The sequence below is a fragment of the Methylophilus sp. Q8 genome (genome assembly GCF_000800115.1).
In the GTDB taxonomy this organism is placed as follows: domain Bacteria; phylum Pseudomonadota; class Gammaproteobacteria; order Burkholderiales; family Methylophilaceae; genus Methylophilus.
Map to the genome: position 1 here is coordinate 584041 of NZ_JUHE01000001.1, position 20908 is coordinate 604948.

The 20908-nt window shown below is 47.1% G+C and carries 34 protein-coding genes and 1 tRNA gene; 8 read left to right on the forward strand and 27 right to left on the reverse strand.

Going from position 1 to position 20908, the window contains the following annotated elements; genetic code table 11:
* Nucleotides 1-255 precede the first annotated feature (255 nt).
* Together GQ52_RS02870 and GQ52_RS02875 are read left to right on the forward strand one after the other, a co-directional pair.
* The gene (locus GQ52_RS02870; RefSeq protein WP_232411249.1) at nt 256-489 is read left to right on the forward strand and encodes an ANTAR domain-containing protein; all 234 of its coding nucleotides are present in this window, start codon (nt 256-258) and stop codon (nt 487-489) included.
* Nucleotides 490-592: 103 nt separating this feature from the next.
* A tRNA-Val gene (locus GQ52_RS02875) sits at nt 593-668 on the forward strand.
* Between the two features lie 18 nt (nt 669-686).
* Here GQ52_RS02875 and radC read toward each other — a convergent pair.
* Both radC and GQ52_RS02885 read right to left on the reverse strand, forming a co-directional pair.
* The gene (gene radC / locus GQ52_RS02880; RefSeq protein ID WP_047515012.1) at nt 687-1361 is read right to left on the reverse strand and encodes a DNA repair protein RadC; all 675 of its coding nucleotides are present in this window, start codon (nt 1359-1361) and stop codon (nt 687-689) included.
* Nucleotides 1362-1373: 12 nt separating this feature from the next.
* Nucleotides 1374-2141, reverse strand: a complete 768-nt coding sequence (locus GQ52_RS02885) for a hypothetical protein (protein ID WP_047515015.1) — start codon at nt 2139-2141, stop codon at nt 1374-1376.
* A gap of 100 nt (nt 2142-2241) precedes the next feature.
* Here GQ52_RS02885 and coaBC point away from each other — a divergent pair, with 100 nt between their 5' ends.
* From coaBC to rpmG, 5 genes are all read left to right on the forward strand, one after another.
* Nucleotides 2242-3438: a bifunctional phosphopantothenoylcysteine decarboxylase/phosphopantothenate--cysteine ligase CoaBC gene (coaBC, locus tag GQ52_RS02890; protein WP_047515018.1), complete on the forward strand. Its 1197-nt coding sequence runs from the start codon at nt 2242-2244 to the stop codon at nt 3436-3438.
* 100 nt (nt 3439-3538) lie between these two features.
* The gene (locus GQ52_RS02895; RefSeq protein ID WP_047515021.1) at nt 3539-5644 is read left to right on the forward strand and encodes a TonB-dependent receptor; all 2106 of its coding nucleotides are present in this window, start codon (nt 3539-3541) and stop codon (nt 5642-5644) included.
* 123 nt (nt 5645-5767) lie between these two features.
* Nucleotides 5768-6220: a dUTP diphosphatase gene (dut, locus tag GQ52_RS02900; RefSeq protein WP_019881252.1), complete on the forward strand. Its 453-nt coding sequence runs from the start codon at nt 5768-5770 to the stop codon at nt 6218-6220.
* A 96-nt stretch (nt 6221-6316) separates the two neighbouring features.
* The gene (rpmB, locus tag GQ52_RS02905; protein WP_018986249.1) at nt 6317-6553 is read left to right on the forward strand and encodes a 50S ribosomal protein L28; all 237 of its coding nucleotides are present in this window, start codon (nt 6317-6319) and stop codon (nt 6551-6553) included.
* Nucleotides 6554-6585: 32 nt separating this feature from the next.
* Nucleotides 6586-6741: a 50S ribosomal protein L33 gene (gene rpmG, locus GQ52_RS02910; protein ID WP_011478679.1), complete on the forward strand. Its 156-nt coding sequence runs from the start codon at nt 6586-6588 to the stop codon at nt 6739-6741.
* A gap of 75 nt (nt 6742-6816) precedes the next feature.
* Here the strand turns inward: rpmG and GQ52_RS02915 are convergent, their stop codons facing one another.
* Complete coding sequence (locus tag GQ52_RS02915; protein WP_047515029.1) at nt 6817-8115, reverse strand: mechanosensitive ion channel family protein; 1299 nt, start codon at nt 8113-8115, stop codon at nt 6817-6819.
* A gap of 6 nt (nt 8116-8121) precedes the next feature.
* Nucleotides 8122-9579: a magnesium transporter gene (mgtE, locus tag GQ52_RS02920; RefSeq protein WP_019881250.1), complete on the reverse strand. Its 1458-nt coding sequence runs from the start codon at nt 9577-9579 to the stop codon at nt 8122-8124.
* 78 nt (nt 9580-9657) lie between these two features.
* Between mgtE and GQ52_RS02925 the strand changes: the two genes are divergently transcribed.
* Nucleotides 9658-9900, forward strand: a complete 243-nt coding sequence (locus GQ52_RS02925) for a glutaredoxin family protein (protein ID WP_047515032.1) — start codon at nt 9658-9660, stop codon at nt 9898-9900.
* 59 nt (nt 9901-9959) lie between these two features.
* Here GQ52_RS02925 and rplQ read toward each other — a convergent pair whose 3' ends face one another.
* The 23 genes from rplQ to rplV all read right to left on the reverse strand — a co-directional run bounded on the left by rplQ (nt 9960) and on the right by rplV (nt 20908).
* Nucleotides 9960-10346: a 50S ribosomal protein L17 gene (rplQ, locus tag GQ52_RS02930; protein ID WP_019881247.1), complete on the reverse strand. Its 387-nt coding sequence runs from the start codon at nt 10344-10346 to the stop codon at nt 9960-9962.
* Nucleotides 10347-10379: 33 nt separating this feature from the next.
* A complete protein-coding gene (gene rpoA, locus GQ52_RS02935; protein WP_019881244.1) occupies nt 10380-11366 on the reverse strand; it encodes a DNA-directed RNA polymerase subunit alpha in 987 nt (328 codons plus the stop codon).
* A 56-nt stretch (nt 11367-11422) separates the two neighbouring features.
* On the reverse strand, nt 11423-12052 hold the full coding sequence (gene rpsD / locus GQ52_RS02940; protein WP_019881243.1) for a 30S ribosomal protein S4: 630 nt from the start codon (nt 12050-12052) through the stop codon (nt 11423-11425).
* A gap of 47 nt (nt 12053-12099) precedes the next feature.
* Nucleotides 12100-12489, reverse strand: coding sequence for a 30S ribosomal protein S11 (gene rpsK / locus GQ52_RS02945; RefSeq protein WP_018986256.1), 390 nt, complete (start codon nt 12487-12489; stop codon nt 12100-12102).
* 40 nt (nt 12490-12529) lie between these two features.
* Complete coding sequence (gene rpsM, locus GQ52_RS02950) at nt 12530-12892, reverse strand: 30S ribosomal protein S13 (protein ID WP_019881242.1); 363 nt, start codon at nt 12890-12892, stop codon at nt 12530-12532.
* A 109-nt stretch (nt 12893-13001) separates the two neighbouring features.
* Nucleotides 13002-13115 (reverse strand): 50S ribosomal protein L36, encoded by a 114-nt coding sequence (rpmJ, locus tag GQ52_RS13835; RefSeq protein ID WP_081620790.1) that lies wholly within the window; start codon nt 13113-13115, stop codon nt 13002-13004.
* A 24-nt stretch (nt 13116-13139) separates the two neighbouring features.
* Nucleotides 13140-13358 carry a translation initiation factor IF-1 gene (gene infA / locus GQ52_RS02955; protein WP_019881241.1) on the reverse strand — a complete coding sequence of 73 codons (219 nt, stop codon included), beginning with the start codon at nt 13356-13358 and terminating at the stop codon, nt 13140-13142.
* 2 nt (nt 13359-13360) lie between these two features.
* Nucleotides 13361-14674, reverse strand: a complete 1314-nt coding sequence (gene secY, locus GQ52_RS02960) for a preprotein translocase subunit SecY (RefSeq protein ID WP_019881240.1) — start codon at nt 14672-14674, stop codon at nt 13361-13363.
* 25 nt (nt 14675-14699) lie between these two features.
* On the reverse strand, nt 14700-15137 hold the full coding sequence (gene rplO / locus GQ52_RS02965) for a 50S ribosomal protein L15 (protein ID WP_019881238.1): 438 nt from the start codon (nt 15135-15137) through the stop codon (nt 14700-14702).
* Nucleotides 15138-15139: 2 nt separating this feature from the next.
* Nucleotides 15140-15334 (reverse strand): 50S ribosomal protein L30, encoded by a 195-nt coding sequence (gene rpmD / locus GQ52_RS02970; RefSeq protein ID WP_019881237.1) that lies wholly within the window; start codon nt 15332-15334, stop codon nt 15140-15142.
* Between the two features lie 2 nt (nt 15335-15336).
* Complete coding sequence (gene rpsE / locus GQ52_RS02975; protein ID WP_019881236.1) at nt 15337-15843, reverse strand: 30S ribosomal protein S5; 507 nt, start codon at nt 15841-15843, stop codon at nt 15337-15339.
* Between the two features lie 14 nt (nt 15844-15857).
* Nucleotides 15858-16211: a 50S ribosomal protein L18 gene (rplR, locus tag GQ52_RS02980; protein ID WP_019881235.1), complete on the reverse strand. Its 354-nt coding sequence runs from the start codon at nt 16209-16211 to the stop codon at nt 15858-15860.
* Nucleotides 16212-16286: 75 nt separating this feature from the next.
* Nucleotides 16287-16820 (reverse strand): 50S ribosomal protein L6, encoded by a 534-nt coding sequence (rplF, locus tag GQ52_RS02985; RefSeq protein WP_019881234.1) that lies wholly within the window; start codon nt 16818-16820, stop codon nt 16287-16289.
* An 11-nt stretch (nt 16821-16831) separates the two neighbouring features.
* The gene (gene rpsH / locus GQ52_RS02990; RefSeq protein WP_019881233.1) at nt 16832-17227 is read right to left on the reverse strand and encodes a 30S ribosomal protein S8; all 396 of its coding nucleotides are present in this window, start codon (nt 17225-17227) and stop codon (nt 16832-16834) included.
* Between the two features lie 14 nt (nt 17228-17241).
* Nucleotides 17242-17547, reverse strand: coding sequence for a 30S ribosomal protein S14 (gene rpsN, locus GQ52_RS02995; protein ID WP_024929371.1), 306 nt, complete (start codon nt 17545-17547; stop codon nt 17242-17244).
* 3 nt (nt 17548-17550) lie between these two features.
* Complete coding sequence (rplE, locus tag GQ52_RS03000; protein ID WP_019881231.1) at nt 17551-18090, reverse strand: 50S ribosomal protein L5; 540 nt, start codon at nt 18088-18090, stop codon at nt 17551-17553.
* 8 nt (nt 18091-18098) lie between these two features.
* Nucleotides 18099-18416, reverse strand: coding sequence for a 50S ribosomal protein L24 (gene rplX, locus GQ52_RS03005; protein WP_019881230.1), 318 nt, complete (start codon nt 18414-18416; stop codon nt 18099-18101).
* Between the two features lie 19 nt (nt 18417-18435).
* Nucleotides 18436-18804 carry a 50S ribosomal protein L14 gene (gene rplN / locus GQ52_RS03010; protein WP_019881229.1) on the reverse strand — a complete coding sequence of 123 codons (369 nt, stop codon included), beginning with the start codon at nt 18802-18804 and terminating at the stop codon, nt 18436-18438.
* Between the two features lie 189 nt (nt 18805-18993).
* The gene (gene rpsQ / locus GQ52_RS03015) at nt 18994-19251 is read right to left on the reverse strand and encodes a 30S ribosomal protein S17 (RefSeq protein ID WP_019881227.1); all 258 of its coding nucleotides are present in this window, start codon (nt 19249-19251) and stop codon (nt 18994-18996) included.
* Entirely contained in the window at nt 19248-19442 is a 195-nt protein-coding gene (gene rpmC / locus GQ52_RS03020) for a 50S ribosomal protein L29 (RefSeq protein ID WP_019881226.1), read from the reverse strand. The genes rpsQ and rpmC overlap by 4 nt, the downstream gene beginning before the upstream one ends.
* A gap of 12 nt (nt 19443-19454) precedes the next feature.
* Nucleotides 19455-19871: a 50S ribosomal protein L16 gene (gene rplP / locus GQ52_RS03025; RefSeq protein ID WP_019881225.1), complete on the reverse strand. Its 417-nt coding sequence runs from the start codon at nt 19869-19871 to the stop codon at nt 19455-19457.
* Nucleotides 19855-20568 carry a 30S ribosomal protein S3 gene (gene rpsC / locus GQ52_RS03030; protein ID WP_019881224.1) on the reverse strand — a complete coding sequence of 238 codons (714 nt, stop codon included), beginning with the start codon at nt 20566-20568 and terminating at the stop codon, nt 19855-19857. Before rpsC ends, rplP begins: the two co-directional genes overlap by 17 nt.
* Nucleotide 20569: 1 nt before the next feature.
* A complete protein-coding gene (gene rplV / locus GQ52_RS03035; protein ID WP_018986274.1) occupies nt 20570-20908 on the reverse strand; it encodes a 50S ribosomal protein L22 in 339 nt (112 codons plus the stop codon).

Consider the following 20908-nt stretch of genomic DNA (forward strand, 5'->3'; position numbering starts at 1 on the left):
GAAATTCTTTCCTGTTTTTTTAATGATTTGCACTGTAACAAAAAGCCTCACTGTGCGCAAAAAGCACCATGAGTCACCAACACCTGTTGCGGTGGTGCAACGGCACTGCTGTGGTGCACAAAAGCACCTGTGCGCATCAGTATACCAGGGCTTAAAATCATTGAATTATTGTTTAAAATCATTGCATTAACAAAAACTCACCAACTGGCATGCAGATTGCTAAATTGAAGTAGCGAAATTTTTCCATGAGTATCAATGAGACCCGCCAGCCCCGACATGCCAGCCCCACCTTTCTCAAAGCCACGCATCATCCTGAGCATGGAAGACCAGAAGCTGGTCGACTCTGCCAAGGATATTTTGATGCACCAGCGCGACCTGAGCGAAGAACAAGCGTATTCTTTATTATCCGAAATGGCTGACAAACGCAAAACCGGCATGGCCGACATCTCACTGCAATTAATCAATATCACCAAACGATTGACGGTTTAGAGCTGCCCGCTCACCGCCCTTCTCACAAACCTCCAATAATTTTTTTGCGGGCTCTTGCAGGAAAAAAGAGTTTCGGTATAATGCGGCCTTCGTTGCAAGGCACGGGTGCTTAGCTCAGTTGGTAGAGCGTCGCCCTTACAAGGCGAATGTCAGCGGTTCGACCCCGTTAGCACCCACCACCTCCCTGCCTGCACATCTCAAATCAATCCCCGCTCGCTAAACGAAAACGTTTCCTGCCTGGCCACAATAATGTGATCAAGCACCTTGATATCCACCAGATTTAAAGCGTCTTTCAAACTGATGGTCAATTGCTCATCAGCACGACTAGGCTCAGCATTACCCCCTGGGTGATTATGGCTCAATATCACTGCTGCCGCATTTGAGGCCAGTGCCCGCTTCACGACCTCTCGCGGATAAACACTGGTTTGCATCAAGCTACCTTCAAACAAGGTTTCATAGGCAATCAGGCGATTCTGCGCATCCAGAAACATCAAGCCGAACACTTCGCGCTGCAAATGCGACAATTGCAACTGTAAATAGTCCTTGACCTGATTGGGCGAGCGAAAACTATCTTTTTGCTGCAAGGCTTCACCCAGCGCACGCTTGCTCATCTCGAGCACCGCCTGCAACTGGCAATATTTGCTCGTGCCCATGCCCGGTACCGCCGTCATCTGCTGCACATCCGCAGAAAACACGCCATTCAGGCTTTGAAAATGCTGTAACAGATCACGCGCCAGATCCACAGCGGTTTTGCCAGTCATGCCGACACGCAAAAAAATGGCCAGCAATTCTGCGTCTGACAGCGCTGTCGCGCCAGCCCGTAATAATTTCTCGCGTGGACGCTCTTGTTCGGGCCAATCAGTGATTGCCATCGCGCCTCCCGCTTACTTTGACCAGCCAATTTCACGCGCGGTGGGCCTGCCGATCACCACAGCGTCAAGGTCTTTGGCCATGCGTGCGTTGTGCGCCGTTTGCGGCACTTTGCCCGCCATCACTTCGGCCATTGCCTGAGGATAGCGCGGTTGCGCATAAGGCTCGGCATAGCCTTGTGGGAACAAAGGCAGGCTGGTGTTCAAGTCATACTTATCTGAAGCGCTCAAGGTATGCAGTAATTCATGACTGATAATGATGGCATTGGTGGCATGCTGACTGTTTTCGGCAAACAGATTAACGCGGCCAATGCGGCCTTTGTGCAAAGCGGTGGAATGCAATAAATGGCGATGCTGTGACGGGTCGTGATACAACAGATACAGCTTGATATCGATAGGTACGCCCACCTCAGGCTGATGGCGCCAGCTAAACCATCGAAACTTAAGGCTCCACAGGATAATATCCAATAATTGCCCGTTGACCGCTGGCGGCGCGGGAGGGATATCGTGAATTTCGGGGCCTAAATAAACCGTCACAGGTCGATGCAAAGGCAATTGATACTTCAGGGCTTCACGCGAAAAAAACTGCGCAATGATGTCGAAGTCCTGCGCACGCAAGCTGGCAATATAGGTATCCACCACGGGAGCACCATCAGCATTGACTGGGTATACCGCCACGTTCAAGGGCTTGCGCCATTGCAAGGTGAGATACTCTTGCCAAAGCTGCATCAATGCAGCCAGCACCACAACCACCCAGAACAAAATCCTGACTAACTTTATCATGTGCCCCACCCCACCGATGGCCCAATGTTAACATTTTTAAAGAAAATGCTACATAGTCGAGAAATGGCAATTGCATGTGGTTTACAGTTAAAATGCAGCCATGATTCCAACGCACTCACATTCCCGCCATCTGCTGCTAGGCGTGACTGGCGGCATTGCCGCTTACAAGACGGCAGAACTGGTGCGCTTACTGGTCAAACAAGGCCATAGCGTACAAGTGGTGATGACTGAAGCCGCGACGCACTTTATGACGCCCACGACCTTGCAGGCATTGTCCGGCAACCCGGTGTTTGTCGACAGCTGGGATCAGCGCATTCCTAACGGCATGCCGCACATAGAGCTCAGCCGCAAAGCAGATGCTATTCTAGTAGCGCCTGCCAGTGCGGATTTTCTCGCCAAACTGACACATGGTTTTGCCAACGATTTACTTTCCACATTATGCCTTGCACGTGAGTGCCCACTCCTGGTGGCGCCAGCAATGAACAGGCAAATGTGGGAGAACCCTGCAACACAGCGTAACATCGTGCAATTACAACAAGACGGCATCTCGACATTAGGCCCTGACAGCGGGGAACAGGCATGCGGTGAAGTTGGCCAAGGCCGGATGCTCGAGCCAGAAGACTTGCTGGAGGAGGTAAACAGCTTTTTTACGCCTAAATGGTTAGCTGGCAAAAAAATCATGATCACGGCCGGTGCCACGCTGGAAAAGCTGGACCCGGTGCGCGGCATCACCAACTTGAGTAGCGGAAAAATGGGCTACGCCCTGGCACAGATCGCCATGCGCATGGGTGCAGAAGTCACATTGGTATATGGTCATGCGAGCGCCACGCGCCCGACAACCAGCCAGGCCTACTTTGCCAGTAGCGCGCAAGACATGTACCAAACCGTGATGCAACATATCGCCAGCCAGGACATATTTATTGGGGTCGCCGCCGTTGCTGACTACAGACCGGATGTTTCTTCTGAGCAGAAAATCAAAAAAAGTGAGGAAACACTTACGGTGAAACTCATAAAAAACAAAGATATTCTGACAGACGTTGCTTCTTTACCCAATCCACCCTATTGCGTTGGCTTTGCGGCAGAAACAGAACAAGTACTAGATTATGCCAAGCAAAAAAGACTGGCAAAACGCATCCCCATGATAGTGGCCAATCACGCCAATACCGCCATGGGCAGCGACCAGAACGCAGTCACCGTCATCGACCAACACGGCGAATATGCACTGGGCACAGATGACAAAATTAACATTGCATTCAAACTCTTAACGCACCTTAAAAGCCAATTTGATCCAAGCTAATTAAATCGGTCATTCTCAGTATTTTCATGAAAATACTGAGACCTGCAAGCTTACACTCAGCTTACAATCGCGCAGTCTATTTTTAGCACTGAGAATTACAATGCGCGCACCTCGTTTTACGCCCTTATACATCGCCCTTTCTGCTGCCTTTGGCAATATGCCACAAGCCATGGCGGACGAAGAAAAAACCCTCACACTTTCGCCGGTAGTCGTCACAGCTACCCGTCAGGCACAAAACAGCTTTGACTTGCCTGTGGCCATTGATGTGGTTGAGCAAAAGAATATCAAAGACGGCCAGTTGCAAATGAACCTGTCCGAAAGCCTGATTCGCGTGCCTGGCATCACGGCACAAAACAGAACACAGCAAGCGCAAGACCCGCAAATATCCAGCCGTGGCTTTGGCTCACGTTCATCCTTCGGTGTACGCGGCATCCGCGTCTATGTCGATGGCATTCCCCTCACCATGCCAGATGGCCAGGGCCAGCCTGGGGTTGTAGACCTGTCCTCAATTAAAAGCATTGAAGTCATGCGCGGCCCGTTCTCGTCTCTTTACGGCAACTCGTCTGGCGGTGTGATTCAAATGTTTACACAAGATGCGCCAGCCACACCAACAATTGGTGCTACCACGATGTTTGGTAGCTATGACACCAAACGCAATGTGCTGGAAGCTGCGGGCAAATCTGAGGGCGTTGAATATATGCTCAACGTTTCAAATTTTGAAACCAACGGCTATCGCGACCATAGCAGCAGTGACAAAAAAATGGGCACTGCAAAGTTTAAATTCAATATTAGCGAAGATACCAAGCTGACAACACTTGTTAACTGGTTTGAACAAGATGCTCAGGATCCGCTCGGATTGCGTCGCGATGCTACGGCCAATGACCCGTCAGCCTTTAACAACCCGAAATCAGTACCAAATAGCGCATTACGGGCGAACACGCGTGTAAGTCGCAACCATACACAGATAGGTTTTAATCTTGAGCATGCATTTAATGACAACAACTCAATCACCTTTGTAAACTATGTAGGTACCCGAGAAAACTTGCAATACTTGTCAACGAGTGCAACCACTGCTGCTGGGCGCGCCAGTAAAATTTCACGTGAATTCTGGGGTACTGATTTACGCTGGAACAACAATGGTGAAATATTAGGCAAAAAATACAACTTTCACATTGGGGCGAACTACGGCAAGTCCAGCGATGATCGATTGGATATCAATACAACCAATGGGGTCATTAACAACATCCTGAATCGCGATGAAGAAAATATCTCCACGAATTACGACCGTTACATGCAAGGTACGTTATCGGCAACAGATTCAATTGATATTCATGCCGGGCTAAGAAGAACTAAAGTAAACCTCCAAGTTAAAGATAACTTTATTAGCGGATTTGGCGATAACAGTGGCTCAGTGTCTTACAACAAAACCAATCCAGTTATAGGTGTGATCTGGAAAGCCAAGCCTGAACTTAACTTTTATGCAAACTATGGCAAAGGATTCGAAACGCCAACATTTGTAGAGGCGGCCTACAACTCAGCGACGAGTGGCGCTACACCAAACCTAAGTTTAAAACCGAGCACCAGCGAAAACTTTGAGATTGGGACAAAGGCATACCTAACTGATAACACTCGTGCAAACCTTGCGCTTTACTATATCAAAACTGATGACGAGATAGTCGCAAGCTTCACTGATGCCGCGAACAGAAGCATTTATGCAAACGCAAACAAAAGCGTCAGAAAGGGCGCTGAGCTCTCTATCGAATCAAGCTTCGAAAATAACATTTCCACTTATTTTGCATACACATTATTAAACGCAAAATTTGACTCCGACTTTACAGGTGCAAACGGACTCATTGAATCCGGCAATCGTATTCCAGGCACCTATAGCAACCAAGCATACGGTGAAATACGCTGGAAATATGAGCCGCTAGGATTTAATACGGCATTTGAAACCCGCTATAACAGCAAAGTTTACGTAAATGACAGAAATACCGATGCAGCTTCATCCTATACAATCTTCAATATTCGAGCTGGTTTTGAGCAGACACTAAGAAATTGGTACTTCAAAGAGTATGTACGCGTCGAAAACCTATCCGATAAAGAATATATCGGCGCTGTTCGCATCAATGATGGAAACCAACGCTTCTTCGAACCTGCTGCCGGTCGTAACTATCTGTTGGGATTGAGCGCACAGTACAAGTTCTAAATATCACCACTGTTTGTAAAGCCAGCAACTGCTGGCTTTTTTGTTGCCGACTAATTATCGTAATCAGTGATTTTCGGTCACATTTCGTGTTTAATAGCGCAATCTTTTTCTGGAGTATGCAGCATGTCGATTACCGTAGATCTCAAGATTCTTGACCCCCGCCTGCATCACATGATGCCTAACTACGCAACGCCTGGCTCAGCCGGCTTGGATTTACGTGCCTGTATTGAGCATACGCAAACCATACAGCCGGGCGAGACCATCATGATTCCGACAGGCATGGCGATTCATATCGACAATGCTTATTATGCCGCCATGATCTTGCCGCGCTCAGGTTTAGGCCATAAACATGGCATTGTGCTTGGCAATCTGGTTGGGCTGATTGACTCGGACTATCAGGGACAATTACTGGTTTCTTGCTGGAACCGCAGTAAAGAGCCGTTTATCCTGAACCCGATGGAACGGGTAGCGCAGATGGTGATCGTGCCTGTTGTGCAGGCAGATTTTCATATTGTGGATGAATTCACCAGCAGCGAACGGGGCGAAGGTGGCTTTGGCAGCACGGGCAAGCACTAAATTGTGAGAAAAATTACAATAAGCGCTTGATTTGTGCATACGATTCAATCTATAATCTCGCTCTTTCTGAAAAGATAAAAGTATTTGGAGACAACCATGGCACGTGTATGTCAGGTAACCGGTAAAAAACCAATGGTGGGCAACAATGTTTCTCACGCACAAAACAAAACAAGACGTCGTTTCTTGCCTAACTTGCAAAACCGTAAGTTTTGGGTTGAGAGCGAAAACCGCTGGGTAAGCCTGCGCATTACCAACGCTGCTTTGCGTACGATCGACAAAAATGGTATCGACGCTGTGTTGGCTGATTTGCGTGCTGCTGGCGAAAAAATCTAACTCGCGACATTTAGTCAGCAAAGGATATTATCATGCGTGAAAAAATCAAATTGGAATCCAGTGCTGGTACAGGTCATTTCTATACCACCACAAAAAACAAACGTACTATGCCAGAGAAAATGGAAATCAAGAAATTTGACCCAGTAGCTCGTAAGCATGTGCTGTACAAAGAAACTAAATTGAAATAATTTCAGTTTCCAGCATTAATAAAAAAGCCTGCAATCGCAGGCTTTTTTATTTTGGTCGCTATACCAACCTTCCCATTATTCTGAAGCCAGATTTAAAGCTGCCTGACCGGAAATAATACGCACATCCTGCTGTGGGTATGGGATCTGAATATTATTCGCTTTAAAGCGCTGCCAAATCTCGTAATAAACCTCACTCTGCAGCTTGGCGGTCGCCTCCTCGGGATTAAGCACCCCTACCGCCAACTGTAAATCAATGCCATTCTGGCCGAATGATTTAATAATCACCTCCACAGCAGTTTCATCCCTTAGTGTACGTTCATGCGACCGACCAATCTCTTGCAATAGCTTGATGGCCAAATCCAGATCACTTTCATAAGAGATTTGGACTAAAACAGGCACCTTCGCTTTATGGGCTGCAGAAGTATGATTAATCACCACATCCGTGATCATCGTTTCGTTAGGAATGATGAATTCAGTTCCATCCAGCTTGCGTAAAACGATATAACGCGACCGCAACTCTTTGACGATGCCATAGTAACCGCGAATCGTCACAATATCGCCCATATGCAGCGACTTATCCATGAGGATAATAAAACCACTCACATAATTGCTGGCGATCTTCTGCAAACCAAAGCCAAGCCCTACACCAAGCGCACCACCAAACACAGACAGCATGGTCACATCCATGCCTACAGCCGCCATCGACATCAGCAAGGCAATGACAATGGCCACCATACGCACCAGCTTGACCATAATCACACGCCAGTTACTATTGATATTCTCCGAGGCCATCAGCCGCAGCTCTATCATGCGGCTTAACCACAAAGCGACCAGCATAGTGATGACGATGGTCAGCCCACCCTGGATCAGCAGCAACAGGTTTAACTTCTGCTTGCCAACACTAAACGTCACATCCTCAAGAATCTGCAAGGCAGGATCCAGGAAGCCGCTGATATGCAAAGCCACCACCACCCACACAACCCATGCGATGACCCGCTCAAACGAATGCAACCAGGCGCTCGGTGAGAACACATAGCGCAAGACATAAATCAGGCTACGAATAATCACCATCGCCAGCAGCATGCGCGCCGCAAGTCGCAACAAACCGACATGCATAAAGCCTTCAAGCGAATAGCGTGCAATGACCAGCAACAGAAAAGCCACAAACGGAAAAAACAGGCGCTCAATCCCGCCCAACAACATTTTATAAACGGTGTTTACTTTGCCGGCTGCAATTTGCTTGCGCAGGTGCCAATTGAGTAAACCGCTCACAGCCAGAATCACGCCAAATACAAACAACTGCCACAAAGCAGAGACCGTGCTCAGGTCCTGAACAATTTCTTTCCAGAGAATATTAATATCGTTATCCATCATAGATTTTTATAACAAAAAGATTGTGGCCAGGCCGAGGAAAATCATGAAACCACCGCTATCGGTCAACGCAGTAATCAACACACTGGAGCCGACTGCCGGATCCCTGCCCATCTTGTTCATGACCAATGGAATCATGACGCCGATAATGGCCGCCAACAACAAATTCAAGGCCATCGCTGCCATCATCACCAATCCCAATGCGGCATTGTGGTACAACCAGAACGCAATCAGGCCGAGGACACCGCCCCATAGCAAGCCATTCATGAGTGCAACACCCATTTCCTTTTGCAGTAATGATTTCATGTGATAGCCGGAAATCTGGCCCAAGGCCAAACCGCGTACAATCATGGTGGTGGTTTGGTTACCTGAGTTGCCGCCAATACCGGCCACAATCGGCATCAGCGCAGCCAGTGCCACGATCTTTTCGATACTGCCTTCAAACAAGCCAATCACACGCGATGCCACCAATGCGGTCACCAGGTTAATCGCCAGCCAGGCCCAACGGTTTTGCACAGACTTCCAGATGGAGGCAAAAAAGTCTTCTTCTTCGCGCAAACCGGCCAAAGACAGCATGTCTGACTCAGCCTCCTCACGAATAATATCCATCACCGTATCCACAGTAATCCGCCCGACCAGCTTGCGGTTATTGTCGACCACCGGCGCCGTCACCAAGTCATAACGCTCAAACGCCATCGCTGCCTGATCGGCCATATCTTCGGGGTGGAATACCACGGCATCCGTCGACATAATATCGCCGACACGGGTCTCCGGATCATTCAAGATAATGCGCTTCAGGGGCAACACCCCTTGCAGGATGTCGTCGCGATTAATGACGAATAATTTATCCGTATGGTCTGGAAACTTCGGTAGCCTGCGCAGGTAGCGCAACACGACTTCCAGCGTGATATCGTCACGGATCGTCACAATATCGAAGTCCATAATGGCACCGACGGTGTCATCAGGATAAGAAAGCGCAGATTGCAAACGCTCGCGATGTTGCGTATCCAGACTGTAAAGCAAGTCCTGCAACACGTCTTTCGGCAAGTCAGGTGCCAGGTCTGCCAGTTCGTCGGTGTCCAGTTGCTCGGCAGCTGCCAGCAACTCATCACTATCCATGTCCGCAATAAGGGTTTGACGAACAGCGTCAGAGGCTTCAAGCAGAATTTCGCCATCCCGATCGGCTTTCACCAGATCCCAGACCATTAAACGGTCATCTAATGGTAGCGATTCGAGGATATAAGCCACGTCAGCCGGATGTAACTGATCCAGCTTATGCTGCAGAATATTCAGATTTTGCTTGTGAACCAGGTTCTCGACTAGGTCATGCTTAGGCATATCTTGCCGATGCACGACATGTTCGACCAGCTTGTGCTTATCCAGCAAGTGGATCACCTGCTGCAAAGTCTCGCTCAGGCTTTCCTTGCCCTCGGTCACTTTCTCATCTTGTTCGCGAATTTCTGTCATGCATGATCCAATATTGAGCAGGCGTTATTTTTGCAGGTATCATTGTACAAAGCGTTGATGACACTACCTAGAGTTTTTATGCAAAAGCAGTTGATATTATTGGGCACCAAAGGCTGCCACCTTTGTGAGGATGCAGAGCGGCTATTGCAGGAGCTCAATCTACCTTACCAATACCTAGACATCATTGATGACGAAAAATTGCTGCAGCGCTATGAAATTAGCATTCCCGTGCTACTTTTCGCATCAACCGACAATACAAATGAGCTGTGCTGGCCCTTTAACACGGAAATGATTAGCCATTGGTTAATGCATAACGAATAGAGGGGGTTTAGAAAATAAAAAAGCCAGCGAAAGCTGGCTTTTTTATTGATGCGTCTGTCTTATTCTGCTGCTGGTGCTTCGGCAACTTCTGGACGATCTACCAATTCAACGAATGCCATTGGCGCATTGTCACCTTGACGGAAACCACATTTCAGAATGCGCAGGTAACCGCCATTACGTGCATTGTAACGTGGACCCAGTTCACCGAACAACTTACCTACGATGTCACGGTCACGCAGACGGCTGAACGCCAGACGACGGTTTGCCAATGTAGGTGTTTTACCCAAAGTGATCAATGGCTCTGCATATTTACGCAGCTCTTTTGCTTTAGGCAAAGTTGTTTTGATCACTTCGTGACGCAGCAAAGAGGTCACCATGTTGCGGAACATGGCTGCGCGGTGGCTGCTGGTTCTGTTCAATTTACGATTGCTATTACCGTGACGCATAGTAATTTCCTTAAGTATTTATCTGATCAGAAATTAAGCTTTTTCCAGACCAACAGGTGGCCAGTTTTCCAGCTTCATTCCCAGTGTCAGGCCTTTAGAGGCCAACACGTCTTTAATTTCGTTCAATGATTTTCTACCAAGGTTAGGCGCTTTCAGCAATTCGTTTTCTGTACGCTGAATCAAATCACCAATGTAGAAAATATTTTCTGCTTTGAGGCAGTTGGCAGAACGCACTGTCAGCTCCAGGTCATCGACTGGGCGTAACAGGATTGGATCTACCTGAGGTGCAGCTTTCACTTCAACATCAGCAGAAGCACCTTCCAGATTTGCAAACACGGACAACTGACCAATCAGGATACGCGCAGCATCACGAATCGCCTGCTCAGGCTCGATAATGCCGTTAGTCTCAACATCCATAATCAGCTTGTCGAGGTCAGTACGCTGTTCAACACGTGCGCTCTCAACATGGTAGCTCACTTTGTTGATCGGGCTGAAAGAAGCATCCACCATCATAAAGCCTAATACGCGATCTTCATCGTTGGCTTTTTGACGGGCTGGAACAGGCTGATAACCACGGCCCATTTCAACTTTCACTTCCAGATTCAACTTACCACCTTTGGTGATGTTTGCCAGGATGTGGTTCGGGTTAACGATCTCAGCATCATGACCAACTTCAAAATCACCAGCTGTCACAATACCTTCACCAGTTTTGTTCAATACCAAAATGGTTTCGGTTTTGTTGTGCAGCTTTAAGGCAACGCCTTTCAGGTTCAGCAAGATGTCAACAACGTCTTCCTGCACACCTTCAATAGTGGAGTACTCATGTACAACACCATCGATTTTTACTTCAGTAATGGCAAAACCCGGGATGGAAGAAAGTAATACTCTTCTCAACGCATTACCCAAGGTATAGCCAAAGCCACGTTCCATTGGCTCTAAAGTCACACGTGCACGTAGTGGAGTAATCACTTCAACGTCCACAACACGTGGCTTCAAATAATCTGTAGGGTTATTTTGCATACAACTCCTTGAAGTAATTGGGTAGTAACAAGTAATCCTTAGCCTAAGCTAAGCGATTACTTAGAATACAATTCAACGATCAATGATTCATTGATGGTAGCAGGCAACTCATCACGCTGAGGTTTAGCCTTGAACTTACCAGACAATGCTTTGACGTCGACTTCCAACCACTCAGGGAAACCACGTTGTTCAGCCGCTTCAACCGCAGCTTTAATACGCAATTGTGTTTTTGATTTATCAGCCACAGTCACTACGTCACCAGCCTTCACTTGATATGAAGGGATGTTTACGCGTTTGCCGTTAACCAAAATGCTGTTATGACGCACTACTTGACGTGCTTCAGAACGTGAACCAGCCAGACCCATGCGGTATGCTACGTTGTCCAGACGGGACTCCAGCAATTGCAACAGGTTCTCACCAGTAATGCCTTTTTGACGATCAGCTTCAGCGTAATAAGTACGGAACTGACCTTCCAAAACGCCGTAAATACGACGTACTTTTTGCTTCTCGCGCAATTGCACGCCGTAGTCAGACAGACGTGAGTTGCGGCGCTGACCATGCTGACCTGGTGCGAAGTTGCGCTTTTCAATTGCGCATTTGTCTGTAAAGCATTTTTCTGCTTTCAGAAACAGTTTTTCACCTTCACGACGGCATTGACGGCATTTAGGGTCTAAATTTCTAGCCAAAATAGTTCTCCAGTAATCGATTCGCTAATTTATCGAAGCGAAATGAATTAAATTCTGCGTTTTTTCGGTGGACGGCAGCCGTTATGCGGCACCGGTGTCACATCAGTAATGCTGGTGATTTTAAAACCGGCAGCATTCAACGCACGCACAGCGGATTCACGACCTGGACCTGGACCCTTGATACGCACTTCCAGATTTTTAACACCGGACTCTTGGGCAGCTTTACCAGCCACTTCAGAAGCTACCTGTGCAGCAAATGGAGTACTTTTACGTGAACCTTTAAAACCTTGACCACCGGAAGTAGCCCATGACAACGCATTGCCTTGACGATCGGTAATCGTAATAATCGTGTTGTTAAAAGAAGCGTGCACGTGAGCGATACCCTCGGCAATATTCTTTTTAACTTTTTTTCTAACGCGTACATTAGCTTTTGCCATGTTGTACTGTCCTTAATATCTACTGATGTTCAATAAAAGATTATTTAGATTGCTTGATGGCTTTAACCGGACCTTTGCGAGTACGCGCATTGGTTTTGGTACGCTGACCGCGCACTGGCAAGCCACGACGATGGCGAATACCGCGGTAGCAACCCAGGTCCATCAAACGCTTGATGTTCATGGTTACTTCACGACGTAAATCACCTTCTACAGTGTATTTAGCCACTTCGTCACGCAATTTTTCAACTTCTGAGTCGCTCAGGTCTTTAACCTTTGCTGTTGTCAGTACACCAGCCGCAGCACAGATTTTCTGCGCAGTATCGCGACCAATACCGTAAATAGAGGTCAAAGCAATTTCTGCATGTTTGTGGTTTGGGATATTTACCCCGGCAATACGAGCCATACTTAAACTCCAATAATCAATCGTTTTTCACGATCAAACTTGTGCGTAGAAAAGAAAAGCCGCATATTATATCAGCCAATCAATGCTCTCACAAGCAAATGTTTTACCATTAACCTTGACGTTGTTTGTGACGTGGGTCAGTACAAATAATACGAACAACGCCGCGACGTCTAACTACTTTACAGTTACGGCATAATGTTTTAACTGATGCGCGAACTCTCATCTTACTTTCCTTTATTTAATTCACTTACTTTGCGCGGAATGTAATTCGCGCACGGGTTAAATCATATGGGGTCATTTCTACCGTGACTTTGTCACCAGGTAAAATGCGTATGTAGTGCATGCGCATTTTGCCTGAAATGTAACCAAGCACTGTATGACCGTTTTCAAGTTTCACTTTAAAAGTTGCATTCGGCAAATTTTCCAGAATCTCGCCTTGCATCTCAATGCGATCCTCTCGTGCCATTGCTACTTGCCCGAACCTTTAAAATTGGCTTTTTTCAGCAATCCCTCATACTGCTGCGACATCAGGTGTGATTGCACCTGCGTCATAAAGTCCATCGTTACGACAACGATAATCAACAATGAAGTACCACCAAAATAGAACGGGGTATTAAACTTCAACACCAAAAACTCTGGCAACAAACAAACCAGCGTAATGTAGAGCGCACCAATCAATGTCAAACGACCCATGATGCGATCAATATATTTTGCCGTTTGATCACCAGGACGGATGCCTGGTACAAACGCGCCACTTTTCTTCAGGTTATCTGCCGTTTCTTTCGGATTGAAGACCAATGCCGTGTAGAAGAAAGCAAAAAACAAAATTGCGGCAGCAAACAACAAGATGTACAAAGGTTGGCCTGGAGAGAGTTTCGCACTCACATCCTTCAACCAGTACATATGTTCACTGCTACCAAACCAGCCAGCCAATGTGGCTGGGAACAAAATAATACTCGAAGCGAAAATCGGTGGAATCACACCGGACATATTCAACTTCAGTGGCAAGTGCGTAGACTGACCACCATAAATACGGTTACCAACCTGGCGCTTGGCATAATTCACTGTAATCTTGCGTTGGCCACGTTCTACGAACACAACCAGCGCGGTTACCAGAAGCACTGCGACAAACAGGAACATTACCAAGGGAATGGAGAATGCACCGGTTTTTGCCAGATCTAAAGTACTGCCAATCGCATGCGGCAAGCCCGCAACGATACCGGCAAAAATAATGATTGAGATGCCATTACCGATACCACGCTCGGTAATCTGCTCACCCAACCACATCAAAAACATCGTGCCAGCAACCAACGTGGTCACGGCAGTAATACGGAATGCAAAGCCTGGGTCTAATACCAAACCAGCCTGACCTTCCAATGCGATGGCAATGCCTAAGGCTTGAAAAGTAGCCAATAACACCGTGCCGTAGCGGGTGTATTTGGTAATTTGACGACGACCAGCTTCGCCTTCTTTCTTCAGCTGCTCCAGCTGTGGTGAAACCACTGTCAGCAACTGCATGATAATTGAGGCAGAAATGTAAGGCATGATGCCGAGGGCAAACACGGTGAAGCGTGACAACGCACCACCGGAGAACATGTTAAACATGCCCAAAATGCCATCTTTCTGCGTATCAAACAACTGCTTTAACACAGTTGGATCAATGCCTGGCACTGGAATATGCGCACCTAAGCGGTAAACCACCAATGCGCCCAACAAGAACCACAAACGGCTTTTTAATTCGCCAAGTTTGCTTACGGAACTTAAGATATTATCCTGTGCCAAGCTGATACTCTTTTCTTACAACTGATTAGACTTCAAGTACTTTTCCGCCAGCAGATTCGATGGCAGCTTGAGCACCTTTAGTCAACAACAACCCTTGAACCTGTACTTTGGCAGTCACTTCACCAGACAGGTAAACCTTCACTGCTTTTGCAGAGACAGGCACCAATTTGGCAGCTTTCAAAGACAAGATGTCGATCACTTCGGCATCAACCAAAGCCAATTCGCTAGTACGGATACGTGCGGTATCAGCTTGTGTCAGTGAGTTAAAACCACGTTTTGGCAGACGACGTTGCAAAGGCATTTGACCACCTTCGAAACCGACTTTATGAAAACCGCCAGCACGGGATTTTTGACCTTTATGACCACGGCCACCAGTTTTACCTAAACCAGAGCCAATGCCACGACCTAAACGACGAGGTGCTTTTTTTGCGCCTGCAGCAGGCTTAATCGTGTTTAATTGCATGATTATTCAACCTTCAAAAGATAACTCACTGCATTGATCATGCCGCGAATTTCAGGAGTGTCCTGCACTTCTACAGTGTGGTGCATACGACGCAGACCCAGACCACGTACAGTGGCTTTGTGTGCTTCAATACGACCAATCAAACTTCTAACCAACGTTACTTTTAAAGTAGCGCTCTCTTTTTTTGCTTTAGCCATGATTAACCTCTGATTTCTTCTACGGTCTTACCACGTTTAGCGGCGATTTCAGCCGGCGTATTCATGGATGCCAAACCGTTCAAAGTTGCGCGAACCAGGTTGTAAGGATTGGTAGAACCAATACTTTTTGCAACCACGTTAGTCACACCCATTACTTCGAAGATAGCGCGCATTGCACCACCGGCAATAATACCTGTACCTTCAGAAGCTGGCTGAATCAGCACTTTGGCTGCACCGTGAACGCCAGTCACTGCGTGATGCAATGTACCGTTGTTCAGGTTCACTTTAACCATGTTACGACGGGCTTCGTCCATGGCTTTTTGTACAGCCACTGGCACTTCACGTGCTTTACCTTTACCCATACCAACGGCACCATCACCATCACCAACTACGGTCAACGCAGCGAAGCTCATGATACGACCGCCTTTAACCGTTTTACTTACACGGTTAACGGTAATCATTTTTTCGCGCAAACCATCGGTTTGCTGCTGTTCAATATCTTTAGCCATTCTTTATCTCACCCTTAGAATTTGAGACCGGTTTCACGGGCAGCTTCGGCCAAAGCCTTGATACGACCGTGATACTTGTAGCCTGAACGATCAAATGCAACAGTGGTAATACCAGCCTGCGCTGCTTTTTCAGCAATACGCTTACCAATCAGGGTTGCAGCTTCGATGTTGCCGCCATTTTTCAGTTGTTGACGCACTTCAGCCTCAACGGTGGATGCACTCGCCAATACGCGATCGCCAGTTTCAGCAATGATCTGTGCGTAGATATTGGTATTGGTGCGATGTACACTCAAACGTGTAACTTTTAACTCGGCGATTTTGGCACGGGTTTTACGTGCTCTGCGCAAGCGGTTATTTACGTTCTTCATTGAATTTACCTTTAATGTTGATTCACTGTTAAGGCCAGTGTCTAACCTTGCAGCATTACGCTGCAAGTGCCTTAGTTATTTTTTCTTGGTCTCTTTAATAGTGACCACTTCATCTGCATAACGAACACCTTTGCCTTTATATGGCTCAGGAGCACGGTAAGCACGAATCTGCGCAGCCACTTGACCAACCACTTGCTTGTTAGCGCCAGTCAAAATCACCTCTGTAGGAGTAGGTGTTTGCACAGTCACGCCTTCAGGCATTTTGTGGTTAATCGGGTGAGAGTAGCCTAACTCCAGGTTCAGGGTAGAACCTTGAGCATTTGCTTTGTAGCCAACACCAATCAGTGACAATTTACGGGTAAAGCCAGTAGAAACACCTTGCACCATATTGGCCAGCAAAGCGCGCGTCGTACCTGACATCGCTCTTGCATGTTGTGTTTCGCTGGTCGCTTTAACCAACAATTCTTCACCTTCACGGGAAACAGAAATTTCTGAAACCAGCGCTTGGCTTAACTTACCCAGAGGACCGCTTACGGAGATCTCTGAAGGAGAAATTACAACTTCTACTTTCGCAGGAATCGCAATCGGGTTTTTAGCAACACGTGACATATTGATTCTCCTTAGGCCACGATGCACAAAACTTCACCACCGATACCGGCAGCTTGTGCTTTACGATCAGTCATCACGCCTCTAGAAGTGGAAACGATAGTCACACCTAAACCGTTCATCACTTTAGGCAGGTTCTGACTACCTTTATAAATACGCAAACCTGGCTTGGATACACGCTCAATCTTCTCAATTACTGGACGACCGGCATAGTATTTCAGGCTAATGTTCAAAACTGGCTTACCGTCATTGTTTTGAACGTTGAAATCATCGATGTAACCTTCATCTTTCAACACGTTTGCAATAGCGCCCTTCACTTTAGAAGCAGGCATTGAAACGGTTGTTTTATTCGTACGTTGCGCGTTACGAATACGGGTCAACATATCGGCAATCGGATCACTCATACTCATGTTCTACTCCTCCGTTACCAGCTGGCCTTGGTGACGCCTGGTACGTGACCAGCCATCATCAATTTACGCAACTCGTTACGTGCGATACCAAATTTACTAAACACACCACGTGGACGACCAGTCAAAGCACAACGGTTACGTGTGCGAACAGGACTGGAGTTGCGCGGCAGACTTTGCAACTTCAAACGAGCAGCCATGCGATCTTCGACGCTGGCAGACTGATCGTTGCTAGCAGCAACCAATTCAGCACGTTTAGCTGCATATTTTTTAACGGTTTCGCGACGCTTTTGCTCGCGCTCTGTCATACATACTTTTGCCATGACTTAACCTCTGAAAGGGAAACTGAACGCAGCCAAAAGAGCTTTCGCTTCTTCGTCTGTTTTCGCAGTTGTAGTAATCGTGATGTTCATCCCGCGCAGCGCATCGATTTTATCGTATTCGATTTCTGGGAAAATGATTTGCTCTTTCACGCCCATATTGTAGTTACCACGGCCGTCAAAAGACTTGCCAGAGATACCACGGAAGTCACGAATACGAGGAATAGCCACAGTGATCAGGCGATCCAGGAATTCATACATGCGCTCACGACGCAGCGTTACCTTGCAACCAACAGGATAGTCGTCACGGATCTTAAATGCAGCGACAGATTTCTTAGCCTTGGTTACGATTGGTTTCTGACCTGCAATTTTCTGCATATCAGCAACAGCGTTTTCCATGACTTTTTTGTCAGCCACAGCCTCGCCCACACCCATGTTCAGGGTAATTTTTTCGATACGTGGAACCTGCATTGCAGATGTATAACCAAATTGTTCTGTCAATTTGGCAACCACGCTATCGTTATAATACTGTTTTAAACGTGCCATATATTATCCTATGCGTCGATAGACTCGCCGCTAGATTTGAATACACGAATCTTGCGACCATCTTCCAGTACCTTAAAACCAACACGATCAGCTTTTTGTGTTGCAGCATTGAAGATTGCCACATTGGAGCCGTCTACCGGCATTTCCTTGCTGATGATGCCACCAGTGATACCACGCATCGGGTTTGGGCGAGTGTGTTTTTTAACCACATTCAAACCTTCAACCACTACATGGCCTGTTGGCAAGACGCTTAAAACAGCACCTGTTTTACCTGCATCTTTACCTGTATTTAAAATGACCTGGTCACCTTTGCGAATTTTGCTCATTTGATTGTCTCCAAGCCAATTACAACACTTCAGGCGCCAGTGAAACAATCTTCATGAAGCGCTCACTACGCAATTCACGAGTCACAGGGCCAAAAATACGCGTACCAATAGGCTCCAGCTTGTTATTCAACAAGACTGCGGCATTGGCATCAAATTTAACTAACGAACCATCTGGACGGCGAACACCTTTAGCAGTGCGCACAACCACAGCGTTGTAGATTTCACCTTTTTTGACGCGACCACGCGGCGCAGCATCTTTAATGCTGACCTTGATGATGTCGCCAATGCTGGCATAACGACGCTTGGAACCACCCAAGACTTTGATACACTGAACGGAACGCGCACCAGTGTTGTCGGCTACTTCAAGCCGAGATTGCATTTGAATCATGAGAAATAATCTCCAACTTAATCCGTTATAACCACTACAGCCGCTTGCTTTCACAATTTCGGCCAATAGACCACGGTCAGTATTGGGGTGCCAGCTACATGCCAACTAAGGCGGGCACCGAAAAGTCCAACATTATACAACCAAAAAAACGCTTATGACAAGCGTTTTTCCGGTTTTATATTTGAAGCCTTATTTAGCTTCGATTTTGCTTACAATCCAAGATTTGCTCTTGGAGTATGGGCGTGTTTCTGTGATTGTCACAACATCGCCTTCGTTACATGCATTTGTTTCATCATGTGCATGGAACTTGTTCGATTTAACAACCACTTTACCAATCAGAGGGTGTTTCACTTTACGCTCGACAAGCACAGTCACGGTTTTATCCATCTTGTTGCTTACCACGCGGCCAGTCAAACTGCGTACTACTTTCGCTTTTTCAGTCATCATGCCTGTTTCGCTTTCTCAGCCAATACAGAGTTCACGCGAGCGATATCTTTGCGCACTTTACCCAGCTGATCTACTTTGTTCAATTGTTGGGTGGCTACTTGCATGCGCAGAGAAAACTGCGCACGGCGCAACTCAACCAACTCGTTATTGAGCTCATCTGCTGACTTTGCTCTCAATTCAGAAGCTTTCATCGTTACTACTCCTTAACTGCCAATTTGACGGGTCATGAATGTAGTTTCGACTGGCAGCTTCGCAGCAGCCAATTTGAAAGCCTCACGTGCCAGCTCTTCGCTCACGCCATCCATTTCGTACAGCATTTTGCCTGGCTGAATCTGGGCGATGTAGTAGTCCACGCTACCTTTACCGTTACCCATACGTACTTCAGCAGGTTTCTTAGAGATCGGTTGATCCGGGAACACACGAATCCAAACGCGGCCACCACGTTTAATGTGACGAGTCATCACACGACGTGCAGCTTCAATCTGGCGTGCTGTCAAACGACCGCGACCGACCGCTTTCAAACCAAATTCACCAAAGCTCACCTTGTTACCAGTAGTCGCAATACCTTTATTGCGACCCTTTTGCATCTTACGGTATTTCTGTCTAGCTGGTTGCAGCATCTTTAGCCCTCGGCTTTCTTACTTTTTTCTCTGGCTCAGCATCAGCAACGGCAGCGTTAGCAGCGTTGTCACCGAAGATCTCGCCTTTGAATACCCAAACTTTAATTCCGATAATACCGTAGGTGGTTGAAGCTTCAGCCACACCATAATCAATATCAGCACGCAGTGTATGCAAAGGCACACGGCCTTCACGGTACCACTCGGTACGTGCGATTTCGATACCGTTCAAACGACCGGAACTCATGATCTTGATACCTTGTGCGCCCAAACGCATGGCGTTTTGCATGGCACGTTTCATGGCACGGCGGAACATCACGCGCTTTTCCAATTGCTGTGCAATGGATTGTGCGATCAAAGTAGCGTCCAATTCTGGTTTACGCACTTCTTCAATGTTCAGGTGCACTGGCACGCCCATCAGGCCTTGCAGGCTAGAACGCAAAGATTCGATATCTTCGCCTTTCTTACCAATCACAACACCAGGACGTGCACTGTGGATAGTGATTTTAGCGTTCTTGGCAGGACGCTCAATCACGATACGGCTCACAGCAGCACTCGCCAGTTTCTTGTTCAAGAACTCGCGCACTTTGATGTCGCCTTGCAACATCGCAGGGAAGTTCTGGCTATTAGAGTACCAACGTGAGGCCCAGTTTTTCTGAACGCTCAAACGGAACCCAATTGGATGAATTTTCTGTCCCATATTATTCCTTTGAGTCACCGACTGTCACATGAATATGACAGGTTGGTTTCGTAATACGACCAGCGCGACCTTTTGCACGAGCACGGATACGCTTCATCACCAAGCCTTTATCCACATAGATTGAAGTCACCTTCAATGTGTCGATATCAGCACCATTGTTATGTTCGGCGTTAGCAATCGCAGACAAAACCACTTTTTTGATAATCTCGGCACCACGCTTAGGGGTGAATGCCAGGATATTCAGTGCTTGATCTACTTTTTTGCCACGGACCAGGTCAGCCACCAGACGCGCTTTTTGCGGAGAAAGGTGTACGCCTTTTAAAACTGCAGTAACTTGCAT

Coding starts and splice junctions, on each gene's coding strand:
- GQ52_RS02870 (WP_232411249.1), top strand. CDS start 256: ATGAGACCCGCCAGCCCCGACATGCCAGCCCCACCTTTCTCAAAGCCA.
- radC (WP_047515012.1), bottom strand. CDS start 1,361: ATGGCAATCACTGATTGGCCCGAACAAGAGCGTCCACGCGAGAAATTA.
- GQ52_RS02885 (WP_047515015.1), bottom strand. CDS start 2,141: ATGATAAAGTTAGTCAGGATTTTGTTCTGGGTGGTTGTGGTGCTGGCT.
- coaBC (WP_047515018.1), top strand. CDS start 2,242: ATGATTCCAACGCACTCACATTCCCGCCATCTGCTGCTAGGCGTGACT.
- GQ52_RS02895 (WP_047515021.1), top strand. CDS start 3,539: ATGCGCGCACCTCGTTTTACGCCCTTATACATCGCCCTTTCTGCTGCC.
- dut (WP_019881252.1), top strand. CDS start 5,768: ATGTCGATTACCGTAGATCTCAAGATTCTTGACCCCCGCCTGCATCAC.
- rpmB (WP_018986249.1), top strand. CDS start 6,317: ATGGCACGTGTATGTCAGGTAACCGGTAAAAAACCAATGGTGGGCAAC.
- rpmG (WP_011478679.1), top strand. CDS start 6,586: ATGCGTGAAAAAATCAAATTGGAATCCAGTGCTGGTACAGGTCATTTC.
- GQ52_RS02915 (WP_047515029.1), bottom strand. CDS start 8,115: ATGATGGATAACGATATTAATATTCTCTGGAAAGAAATTGTTCAGGAC.
- mgtE (WP_019881250.1), bottom strand. CDS start 9,579: ATGACAGAAATTCGCGAACAAGATGAGAAAGTGACCGAGGGCAAGGAA.
- GQ52_RS02925 (WP_047515032.1), top strand. CDS start 9,658: ATGCAAAAGCAGTTGATATTATTGGGCACCAAAGGCTGCCACCTTTGT.
- rplQ (WP_019881247.1), bottom strand. CDS start 10,346: ATGCGTCACGGTAATAGCAATCGTAAATTGAACAGAACCAGCAGCCAC.
- rpoA (WP_019881244.1), bottom strand. CDS start 11,366: ATGCAAAATAACCCTACAGATTATTTGAAGCCACGTGTTGTGGACGTT.
- rpsK (WP_018986256.1), bottom strand. CDS start 12,489: ATGGCAAAAGCTAATGTACGCGTTAGAAAAAAAGTTAAAAAGAATATT.
- rpsM (WP_019881242.1), bottom strand. CDS start 12,892: ATGGCTCGTATTGCCGGGGTAAATATCCCAAACCACAAACATGCAGAA.
- rpmJ (WP_081620790.1), bottom strand. CDS start 13,115: ATGAGAGTTCGCGCATCAGTTAAAACATTATGCCGTAACTGTAAAGTA.
- infA (WP_019881241.1), bottom strand. CDS start 13,358: ATGGCACGAGAGGATCGCATTGAGATGCAAGGCGAGATTCTGGAAAAT.
- rplO (WP_019881238.1), bottom strand. CDS start 15,137: ATGCAATTAAACACGATTAAGCCTGCTGCAGGCGCAAAAAAAGCACCT.
- rpmD (WP_019881237.1), bottom strand. CDS start 15,334: ATGGCTAAAGCAAAAAAAGAGAGCGCTACTTTAAAAGTAACGTTGGTT.
- rpsE (WP_019881236.1), bottom strand. CDS start 15,843: ATGGCTAAAGATATTGAACAGCAGCAAACCGATGGTTTGCGCGAAAAA.
- rplR (WP_019881235.1), bottom strand. CDS start 16,211: ATGAAGAACGTAAATAACCGCTTGCGCAGAGCACGTAAAACCCGTGCC.
- rplF (WP_019881234.1), bottom strand. CDS start 16,820: ATGTCACGTGTTGCTAAAAACCCGATTGCGATTCCTGCGAAAGTAGAA.
- rpsH (WP_019881233.1), bottom strand. CDS start 17,227: ATGAGTATGAGTGATCCGATTGCCGATATGTTGACCCGTATTCGTAAC.
- rpsN (WP_024929371.1), bottom strand. CDS start 17,547: ATGGCAAAAGTATGTATGACAGAGCGCGAGCAAAAGCGTCGCGAAACC.
- rplE (WP_019881231.1), bottom strand. CDS start 18,090: ATGGCACGTTTAAAACAGTATTATAACGATAGCGTGGTTGCCAAATTG.
- rplX (WP_019881230.1), bottom strand. CDS start 18,416: ATGAGCAAAATTCGCAAAGGTGACCAGGTCATTTTAAATACAGGTAAA.
- rplN (WP_019881229.1), bottom strand. CDS start 18,804: ATGATTCAAATGCAATCTCGGCTTGAAGTAGCCGACAACACTGGTGCG.
- rpsQ (WP_019881227.1), bottom strand. CDS start 19,251: ATGATGACTGAAAAAGCGAAAGTAGTACGCAGTTTGACTGGCCGCGTG.
- rpmC (WP_019881226.1), bottom strand. CDS start 19,442: ATGAAAGCTTCTGAATTGAGAGCAAAGTCAGCAGATGAGCTCAATAAC.
- rplP (WP_019881225.1), bottom strand. CDS start 19,871: ATGCTGCAACCAGCTAGACAGAAATACCGTAAGATGCAAAAGGGTCGC.
- rpsC (WP_019881224.1), bottom strand. CDS start 20,568: ATGGGACAGAAAATTCATCCAATTGGGTTCCGTTTGAGCGTTCAGAAA.
- rplV (WP_018986274.1), bottom strand. CDS start 20,908: ATGCAAGTTACTGCAGTTTTAAAAGGCGTACACCTTTCTCCGCAAAAA.